At 55.6% G+C, this 9515-nt stretch carries 7 protein-coding genes; 2 read left to right on the plus strand and 5 right to left on the minus strand.

The window, feature by feature from the left end; genetic code table 11:
* Positions 1-9: 9 nt before the first annotated feature.
* The 4 genes from HYQ67_RS22185 to HYQ67_RS22200 are packed head-to-tail and all read right to left on the minus strand — an operon-like array spanning position 10 to position 4599.
* A complete protein-coding gene (locus HYQ67_RS22185; protein WP_202307936.1) occupies positions 10-885 on the minus strand; it encodes a [formate-C-acetyltransferase]-activating enzyme in 876 nt (291 codons plus the stop codon).
* A complete protein-coding gene (locus HYQ67_RS22190) occupies positions 851-3148 on the minus strand; it encodes a formate C-acetyltransferase (protein ID WP_202307946.1) in 2298 nt (765 codons plus the stop codon). The genes HYQ67_RS22185 and HYQ67_RS22190 overlap by 35 nt, the downstream gene beginning before the upstream one ends.
* A gap of 27 nt (positions 3149-3175) precedes the next feature.
* Positions 3176-3496, minus strand: coding sequence for a PTS fructose-like transporter subunit IIB (locus HYQ67_RS22195; RefSeq protein WP_202307948.1), 321 nt, complete (start codon positions 3494-3496; stop codon positions 3176-3178).
* Between the two features lie 20 nt (positions 3497-3516).
* Positions 3517-4599, minus strand: coding sequence for a PTS fructose transporter subunit EIIC (locus HYQ67_RS22200; protein ID WP_202307950.1), 1083 nt, complete (start codon positions 4597-4599; stop codon positions 3517-3519).
* Positions 4600-4908: 309 nt separating this feature from the next.
* Between HYQ67_RS22200 and ptsP the strand changes: the two genes are divergently transcribed.
* Both ptsP and fsa read left to right on the plus strand, forming a co-directional pair.
* Complete coding sequence (gene ptsP, locus HYQ67_RS22205) at positions 4909-7410, plus strand: phosphoenolpyruvate--protein phosphotransferase (RefSeq protein WP_202307952.1); 2502 nt, start codon at positions 4909-4911, stop codon at positions 7408-7410.
* A 21-nt stretch (positions 7411-7431) separates the two neighbouring features.
* Entirely contained in the window at positions 7432-8094 is a 663-nt protein-coding gene (gene fsa, locus HYQ67_RS22210; protein WP_202307954.1) for a fructose-6-phosphate aldolase, read from the plus strand.
* Positions 8095-8189: 95 nt separating this feature from the next.
* On the opposite strand, the gene metF is transcribed toward fsa, so the two are convergent.
* Positions 8190-9080: a methylenetetrahydrofolate reductase gene (metF, locus tag HYQ67_RS22215; RefSeq protein WP_202307964.1), complete on the minus strand. Its 891-nt coding sequence runs from the start codon at positions 9078-9080 to the stop codon at positions 8190-8192.
* Positions 9081-9515: the final 435 nt, after the last annotated feature.

The following is a 9515-nucleotide window of genomic DNA, read 5'->3' on the forward strand; positions in this document are numbered from 1 at the left end:
TGTTATTACCTAGCCCCCAAGGGTTACATGATAACCCGCCTGCTCGGCCATTTGCCGTACGACTTTAATTGCAGACTCATCCGGCGGCGGGACGCTGGCCATTCGCCATGGTAGTCCCAGTAGCTGATACTTAGGCTCACCGTACTGATGAAAAGGCAGCAGATGCAGTTCGGTAAGTTTTAGCGGCGCAAGAAAATCCAGAATCGCCTGCATATTACTTTCCCCCAGCGTGTAGCCCGGTATCAGCGGTACACGGGGGATTACGGTCATACCCCGCTCTACGAGCAAACGCAGATTGCGCAGCACGCGCGGCTGATTCATATTCAGAACCCCCTTCGCCTTAACGGGATCCATAATTTTCACATCAAAAAGGACTTCATCGCACTGCTCTGCGAGCGCCAGGAGTTTGTCAGGCGCGGCGTCACCTGCCGTTTCTATTGCGGTTCGCAGCCCCAGCATTTTAAGCCGTTTTAAAAAACGAGTGGCAAATGCTGCCTGCATCAAAACCTCACCCCCGGACAGGGTGATCCCACCGCCTGACGATCGGAAAAAAACCTCATCCTTCAGCACCTCGTTTTCCAGCTCACCGAGCGTGACGTCGTGTCCAATCCTTTCCATGGCGCCGGAAGGGCATTCATCCGCATCGTTCTGGCAGGTGGCGCAGCGCAGGCACCTTGCGTCGCGCCGTACGGTTTGTATCTTCCCGGAGATGGACTCTGGGTTTGCGCACCATGGGCAGTGGTGAGGACAGCCTTTGAAAAACACGACTGTCCTGATGCCCCTGCCGTCATTTAAGGAGTAGCGCTGGATATTAAAAATCCGCGCTCTGCTCCCCTCATCCTCAATGACTTCACAGCTGATGCGCTGTCCGGCGGATAATGTCATCCTGGATCTCCTTCGACAGCTCAACAAAGAAGGCACTGTAGCCCGCAACCCGCACCACCAGCCCGGCAAAGTCCTGCGGACGAAGCTGCGCTTCACGGAGCGTTTCGGCATTCACCACGTTGAACTGAATATGCTGCAGCTTGAGTTTGGTAAATGCTCCCAGGAAATCGGCCAGCTTGTGCAAACCCGCGTCCCCTTCCAGCGTACTGGGGGTGAACTTCACGTTGAGCAGGGTACCGTTAGAAAGCAGATAGTTATCCAGCTTGCTTACCGATTTCAGCACCGCTGTCGGCCCCTGGCAGTCCTGTCCCAGCATTGGCGATAATCCACCGTCCGCAAGCTGCTCTCCCGCATAGCGCCCGTCCGGCGTTGCGCCAACAACAGCACCAAGCGGGACATGAGCTGATACCGTATAAGAGCCTGGCGTAAAGGATCCACCGCGTGGATTACGGTATTTCTCGACCTCTTTGCAGTAAAAACGCAGCAGATCGGCACTGATGTTGTCCACTTCGTCAATATCGTTGCCGTACTTTTCAAAGCGGTTTATCAGCCGTGCCCGAATTTGTTTGCCCTCCGGCGTGTCAAAGTTCGCTTTCAGAACGGCCAGCAGCTCATCGAAGCTCAAGCGCTGCTGTTCAAAGACCATGCCATTAAGGGCGTGCAGCGAGTCGCTGAGGTTGGCGATGCCGATGCCCTGCACGCCGGAGAAGTTGTAGCGTGCGCCGCCGTCGGTGATATCCCTGCCGTTGAGCAGGCAGTCGTCAATAAATGAAGAGAGCAGCGGCACCGGCGCCCAGTCGCGGTGGCCGATATCGCAGATATTGCTGCCCTCGACCATCAGCCGGATGTAATGGCAGATTTTATCGCGGATCTGCTGCATCAGGCCCGCATAGCTCAGCCCGGCCTGGCCTTCATTTTCCAGCAGAACGATCTCCATCACCTTCAGCAGGTTAAACATGGCGATGTCGTGCAGGCCGTAGGTTTTCCCCGGAATGGAGAGTTCCACGCAGCCAACAACCGAGTAGTCACGAGCATCTTCCAGCGAAACACCACGGTTCAGAAAAGCGGGCACCACGACTTCATCATTAAAAATTTGCGGGATGCCCGTTCCCAGGCGCACCGTCTCCGCCGTCTTAAGCAGAAAGGGACGGTCGATAAGTTCGTTCACCCGCACGCCCAAATTCGGCTGCGGCAGCTGGATGCTTTGATAGGCATCGAGGCACAGGAATGACAGCACGTTGACCGCGCTGCGCCCGTTTTCCGTCAGGCCCCCCAGCAAAATGGTGTAACCCGTCGGGAACCCTGCAAAATACCTGGCGCTGCTTGTTGAGCGCAGCAGGACAATATCGTTGCATTTCACCCACAGGGACTCCAGCAGCTCGCGCAGAAACGTCGGGTTTTCGCCACGATTAAGCGACGCCTGATAAAACGGCAGCATGTACTGGTCAAAGCGCCCCAGGGAGAGCGAGCTGGCGTTAGACTCATACTGCAGAATGATGTTCATGTACCAGAACAGCTGGCATGCCTGCCAGAAATCTTCCGGGCGATGCTGCGAGTTATGTCGGGAAATCTCCGCGATTTTTAGCAGCTCGCTGCGACGTTCGGCATTTTCGCAGCCTGCTGCCATCTGCTCCGCCAGTGCGGCGTAGCGAAGAATATGGCGCTGCGATGCCTCCAGCAGAATCAGCGCCGCCTGGTAGAAATGGTTACCCGGCGCCTGCATGCTGTGCTCACGCAGTTCATCCACCAGCTTGCCAAGTCCATTCTGCAGCAGGCGGAGGTAATCAATAATGATATGCCCCTGTCCTTTGTCCGTCTGGTTGACGCTAAAAATCTGCGTTTTTACCGCCGCTTTCACCTCATCCGTCATCTGGCTGTTGATGAAGTCTTTCATCGAGCGTTTTTCCCAGTAGGGGTAAAGCTGCTCGCGATAAAGCGCTTTGTCACGATCGCTGATGTCAAAACGATCCTGTGGGCGGTTCGGAAATTGATCCAGCTCCTTCAGCAGCCAGTAGGGATCCATTTCCGGCGACATGATCCCCGCCCGCGGCTTCACGGTACGGTTACCGGCTATCAACTCATCTTCTCGAATCGCAATCTCAACGTTATCCAGAATGTATGCCGTTGCCTTTGCACGCCGCAGCAGAACATGTTCGCCTTCGGTTGTGCGGTGGCTTTCGGTATACAACACGGCACGCTCCAGAGAGATTTCCCGTGGTTGGGCAAAAAGCGCAGATTTCAGACGTTCGATACGATGAGTCATAATGGATTCCTTCCTGCAAGATAGGGCTCAGGCAGTCTGTGCCAGATGAGCTTCAATTTTGTTCATGATGGCGTCCGCGCGTTTTACCGCATCGCTAATGTTAACGCGCACGATGGTCTTCCCGGCAAAACGCTCTTCCATTTTGATGCCGATATCTTTGGTCAGAATCACCATATCGGCGCTGGCGACGTCAGCGACGGTCAGCTCGTTCTCAAGCCCGATTGACCCCTGGGTTTCTACCTTAACTTCCCATCCTTTCGCCTTAGCGGCGCTTTCCAGCGCTTCGGCAGCCATATAGGTGTGGGCCACGCCCGACGGGCAAGCGGTAACAGCGATGATGTTGGTCATGGTTCATTCCTTCTCGTTAATCAGTTAATTTCAAAATCCAGATCCAGGTCGTCTTCCGCTTTCACGGGTGCATCGGCCTGTTTTTTTCGCGCGTAGGTTTTTAAAAGGTTTACGGCGACGGCGGTGACAACCGCCCCCACCAGCAGCGCAGCGATGTAGCCCAGTTTGCCTTCCACCACAGGCAGGACAATCAGACCACCCCAGCCCGCATAACACTGGGCGCCCATCAGCGCGGCGGTTGCCGCACCACAGGCGGAGCCGAGCATAATGGAGGGGATAACGCGCAGAGGATCGGCGGCGGCAAAGGGAATGGCCCCTTCGGTTACCCCGACGCAGCCCATCACCAGCGCGGCTTTACCGGCTTCTCGCTCCTCGGCGTTGAAGTTTTTGCGGTTCATCAGCGTCGCCAGGCCAAGACCCAGCGGCGGAACGGCAATAGCTACGGCGGCAATGGCCACCACGGTATAAACGCCCTGTGCCACGCAGATGAGCATGAAGGCATAGGCCACCTTGTTCACCGGGCCGCCCATATCAAATGCCAGCATCAGCCCCATAATTATTGCCAGCACGATAATGCTGCCCTGCTGCATGCCCTGTAGCCACTGGGTCAGGCTGCTGGTAAGCGCACCGACAGGCTCACCCAGCCCCCACATCATGATGCCCGCAGTGATAAAAGTGCCGACAATGGGAATTACAAAGATGGGCATCACCGAGCGCAGGATTTTCGGAACCGGGATTTTCTTGATGTAATACACGACGATACCGCCGATGATGCCGGCAATAATCGCGCCAAAGAAACCCGCGCCGAAGCTGTTGCCAACCCATGCGCCAATCGCACACGGCGCAAGCGCCGAGCGTTCAGCAATGGAGTAGCCGATATAGGCCGCCAGGAAGGGAACCATCAGGGTTAACCCTGCCACGCCAATATCAAACAGCTTCTTAAGATTGGGGTCAGTTAACGCATCCGGTACGGCTCCTTTGCCATAGAGCATGACGGAGACCGCAAGCAAAATGCCGCCAGCCACCACGAAGGGGATCATATGGGACACGCCCGTCATCAAATGCTGGCGGGTATTTTTGAGTATCTGGACAAGCTCTTTCATAAAGCACTCCCGGGCCATTGGCACATGTGCAAAGATATTGGCCACACAATAGGTAATCCTGGCAGCGGCAGACAGTGGATAAAAACGCCATTTACTGGACATTTGTAATACACAAAGAAAAATGAGATCCGCTTCAAAGGTTATCCTCACCCCCTACATCTATTGCATCATCGGCGTTTTGTGAGGCGTCTCGCAATTTGGCCCACACATTACATTTATCCAGTTTTTGACAGTTTTGTCCCGTGGCGGCCCGGGCCGGGCGGCTCTTATCCTGTAGTCAATATTTCGAATTGGCTCAGGAGAGTCCCTATGGCCCAGGTAATAAATTTCCGCTGCGACTTACCCAACGGAGTCCATGCCCGTCCAGCCAGTCTTGTTGAAACGCTGTGCAATCAGTTTTCCGCCACAATTGAGTGGTTCAACCTGCGTACGGAACGCCGTGGCGATGCCAAAAGCGCACTCGCGCTGATAAGCACCGACACGCTTAAGGGGGATGACTGCCAGCTGATCATTAACGGCAGCGATGAAGACAACGCGTTTGCCAGACTCTCCTCTTTTATTAAGGATGAATTTCCCCACTGTGACGCCCCGCTGCCACAATCCCCAAACAGTGACCTCGCACCCGTCCCGGAATCCCTTTCTCGCCTTAACCCGACGTTGATTCACGCCATGCCAGTTTGCGGCGGCAGCGCCGGAGGCATTCTGGTGCAGCTGGCTTCGCTGGATTTGAACAATCTGGGTGAGCTGCCCGGGCCGGGTAGCGTTGATGAGGAGCAGGCGGCCCTTGAGCGGGGTCTGAAAAACCTGCTCAAAGCAATTAATATCCAGCTTCTGGGTAATGATGCGACGGCCAGCGCAATTCTTGAAGCACACCGATCGCTTGCGGGTGATGCTTCATTACGCTCCATGCTGCTGGAGCACGTCAGCACAGGCGCAGGTTGTGCAACCGCAATCGTCAAAACGGCAGAGCATTTTTGCCAGCAGTTTTCCCGGTCTGAAAGCATCTATCTTCAGGAGCGCGTGCTGGATGTCCGCGACGTCTGCTTCCAGCTTCTGCAGCATATTTATGGCGAGGCCCGCTTCCCGACGCCGGGAAAACTGCGGCATGAAGCCATCTGCATGGCCGATGAGCTCACCCCCAGCCAGTTTCTGGAGCTGGATAAAACGTTGCTCAAAGGCCTGCTACTGCGCAGCGGGGGCACGACCTCGCACACCGTGATTCTTGCCCGCTCGTTTAATATCCCGACGCTGGTGGGAGTGGATACCGAAGCGCTGGCAGGCTGGCTACAGCAGCCGGTACAGATTGACGGCGATCTGGGTGTGGTGGCGGTGAACCTCAGCGAGGCGGTTAAACGCTATTACCAGCAGGAAGCGTATGTCCAGCAAACGATACGCGACCAGCAAAAAGTCTGGCTGCATGAGGAGGGTCGTACCGCCGACGGCATTCGGCTGGAAGTGGCGGCCAACATTGCGCACTCCGTCGAGGCGGCCCCGGCATTTAATAACGGTGCGGAGGCCATCGGCCTGTTTCGTACTGAAATGCTTTATATGGACCGTGCCAACGCGCCTTCCGAAGACGAACTCTATAATATTTACTGCCAGGCGCTGGAGGGGGCGAACGGTCGCAGCATAATTGTGCGCACCATAGATATTGGCGGCGACAAGCCGGTCGATTACCTGAATATCCCGGCGGAAAATAATCCGTTCCTGGGCTACCGTGCCGTTCGTATCTATCAGGAATTTTTAGCGTTATTCCACACTCAGCTTCGCTCCATTTTGCGAGCCTCCGCGCACGGATCGTTGAAAATCATGATCCCGATGATCTCCTCAATGGAAGAGATCCTGTGGGTGAAAGATCAGCTGGCAGAGGTCAAGCAGTCGCTTCGCGACGAACATATTCCGTTTGATGAGAAAATCCCGCTCGGCATCATGCTCGAAGTCCCGTCGGTAATGTTTATCATTGACCAGTGCTGCGAAGAGATAGATTTCTTCAGCATCGGCAGCAACGACCTGACGCAGTATCTGCTGGCCGTCGACCGCGACAACTCTAAAGTGACCCGCCACTACAACAGCCTGAACCCGGCATTTTTGCGGGCGCTGGATTACGCCGTACAGGCGGTGCACCGCCAGGGCAAATGGATTGGGCTTTGTGGCGAGCTGGGAGCAAAAGGCTCCGTCCTGCCGCTGCTCGTGGGTCTGGGGCTGGATGAAATCAGCATGAGCGCCCCTTCGGTACCGGCCACCAAAGCTCGCCTGGCGCAGCTCGACAGCCGCGCCTGCCGCCAGCTGCTTAATCAGGCGATGGCCTGCCGCACCTCCCTTGAGGTTGAGCACCTGCTGGCGCAGTTCCGCATGTCCCGTCAGGATGCCCCGCTGATTACCTCAGGGTGCATCTCGCTGGACAATGACTGGCGCAGCAAAGAAGAAGTTATCAAAGGGATGACGGATAACCTGCTGATTGCCGGGCGCTGCCGTTATCCACGCAAGCTGGAAGCAGATTTGTGGGCGCGCGAAGCGGTCTTTTCCACGGGGCTGGGCTTCAGCTTTGCGATCCCGCACAGCAAATCTGAACATATTGAGCAATCGACTATCAGCGTGGCGCGACTTGCTGCCCCGGTGCTTTGGGGCGATGAGCAGGCACAGTTCATCATCATGCTGACGCTAAATAAACACGCCGCAGGCGACCAGCACATGAGGATTTTCTCCCGCCTTGCCCGCCGCATTATGCATGAAGATTTCCGCAGCGCGCTGGTCAACGCCGCCCATGGCGACGCTATTGCCGCCCTGCTCTCGCGTGAACTGGAACTGTAATTTATTTAAGGGGTTACATTTATGGAGCTTTATCTCGATACCGCAAACGTTGCGGAAGTAGAACGCCTGGCACGCATCTTCCCATTACAGGGAGTGACGACGAATCCGAGCATCGTAGCCGCTGGCGGCGAATCGATATGGGATGTCCTGCCACGTCTGCAAAATGCAGTTGGCAAAGAGGGCCGCCTGTTTGCTCAGGTAATGAGCCGTGAAGCGGCAGGCATGATCGGTGAAGCTCAGCGGCTGGCAGAGCATGTTCCGGGCATTGTGGTGAAGGTACCGGTGACGGCGGAAGGACTGGCGGCCATTAAGCAGCTGAAGCTGTTGGGCATTCCAACGCTGGGGACTGCTGTCTACAGCGCAGCGCAAGGTTTGCTGGCAGCGCTGGCGGGAGCAGAGTACGTCGCGCCTTATGTTAACCGTGTGGATGCCCAGGGCGGCGACGGTATTCGTATGGTTCAGGAACTTCAGGCGTTGCTGGAGCTGCATGCGCCAGAAAGCAAAGTGCTGGCGGCCAGTTTTAAAACGCCGCGTCAGGCGCTGGATTGTCTGCTGGCAGGCTGCGAGGCCATCACGCTGCCGCTGGATGTGGCTCAGCAGTTCCTTGCAGCCCCCGCAGTGGAGGCAGCGGTAGTGAAATTTGAAGAGGACTGGCAGAAGGCGTTTGGCAGTAATGTGCTTTAGGTAAAGACCGCGGTAGATGACGCTTGCGCTTATCTACCCTACGAAGCGTAGTTATCCAAGGCGGGGAACATTGCGTTACCCGCCATTTTCATTACTTACAGGCCGGGGCGTACGCCCAGCGTATGGCAAATCGCGTAGCTCATCTCGGCGCGGTTAAGCGTATAGAAGTGGAAATCCTTCACGCCTTCGCGGCTTAAAATCTTCACCATATCCATGGCGATATTTGCACCGACCATTTTGCGGGTTTCCGCGTCGTCATCCAGCCCTTCGAACATCTTCGCCATCCAGTGCGGGACGCGCACGTTGGTCATGGTCGCGAACTTGTGGGCCTGCTTGTAGTTACTGACCGGCAGGATGCCCGGTACGATTTCAACGTCGATGCCCGTCGCCACGCAGCGGTCGCGGAAGCGAAGGTAGCTTTCAACGTCGAAGAAGAACTGGGTGATTGCACGGTTCGCACCTGCATCGATTTTACGCTTCAGGTTGATGAGATCGGCCTGCGCGCTTTTCGCTTCCGGATGAACTTCCGGGTAAGCGGCAACGGAGATATCAAAGTCGCCCACATCTTTAAGCAGGGTGACCAGATCGGAGGCATACATGTCCGGCTTGCCGCCGCCTGGTGGCAAATCGCCACGCAGGGCAACAATGTGGCGGATACCGTTGTTCCAGTAATCCTGGGCGATAGCGCGCAGTTCGTCACGTGACGCATCGATACAGGTTAGATGCGGGGCTGCTTCAAGACCGGTACGATCTTTAATGCCTTTAATGATGCTGTGCGTACGGTCGCGCTCGCCGGAGTTGGCACCGTAGGTCACGGAGACAAATTTCGGTTTCAGGCTGCTGAGCCTGTCGATGGAGCTCCACAGGGTCTGTTCCATTTCACTGGTGCGCGGCGGGAAAAACTCGAAGGAAACGTTAATTTGCCCGGCAACTTCGGCCAGACTCTGATTCAGTGCTTCCCGCTGGTTGGCGTGAAAAAAGCTCATACCCTTACCTCATCAATCGCATTTTATTATGTGGTGTTGTGTTTTACTGCTGTCCAGACGTTTAGACGTCCAGATAGCAAGATGAAGGAAAAGGTGAAGGCCGTCAACTGAAAAATCACTACAGGATCTGAGGAATTCTCACGGAAGGTGAATTTTGTTCATGATGCGGGAAAGCGGGGATGTTGAGCGGTGGATGACGCTGGCGTTTATCCACCCTTGTATCTTGGACCGGTAGCTGGTTAGCTACCGGTTACACGAAACGGAGGAAGCTTGTATCCGCCCTGAAGACGCCGATCTTTCTTCGTAGCTTAAGCCCTCCGTTTCACCTTTCACGTCACTCAAAATCCGAACGGTAACCAGAAGCTCTGACTTCGTATGTACAAGGCTGGAATGACGTGTTGGCTCAGGTGAAAGGAGACAAAATATGTTCACTCT

It is taken from the genome of Dryocola clanedunensis subsp. sulfonylureivorans (genome assembly GCF_016756775.1).
Taxonomy (GTDB): Bacteria; Pseudomonadota; Gammaproteobacteria; order Enterobacterales; family Enterobacteriaceae; genus Dryocola; species Dryocola clanedunensis.

Bases quoted from the DNA above. Each gene is read 5' to 3' on its own strand.
- ptsP (WP_202307952.1), top strand. From the start codon at position 4,909: ATGGCCCAGGTAATAAATTTCCGCTGCGACTTACCCAACGGAGTCCAT.
- metF (WP_202307964.1), bottom strand. From the start codon at position 9,080: ATGAGCTTTTTTCACGCCAACCAGCGGGAAGCACTGAATCAGAGTCTG.
- HYQ67_RS22185 (WP_202307936.1), bottom strand. From the start codon at position 885: ATGACATTATCCGCCGGACAGCGCATCAGCTGTGAAGTCATTGAGGAT.
- HYQ67_RS22195 (WP_202307948.1), bottom strand. From the start codon at position 3,496: ATGACCAACATCATCGCTGTTACCGCTTGCCCGTCGGGCGTGGCCCAC.
- HYQ67_RS22190 (WP_202307946.1), bottom strand. From the start codon at position 3,148: ATGACTCATCGTATCGAACGTCTGAAATCTGCGCTTTTTGCCCAACCA.
- HYQ67_RS22200 (WP_202307950.1), bottom strand. From the start codon at position 4,599: ATGAAAGAGCTTGTCCAGATACTCAAAAATACCCGCCAGCATTTGATG.
- fsa (WP_202307954.1), top strand. From the start codon at position 7,432: ATGGAGCTTTATCTCGATACCGCAAACGTTGCGGAAGTAGAACGCCTG.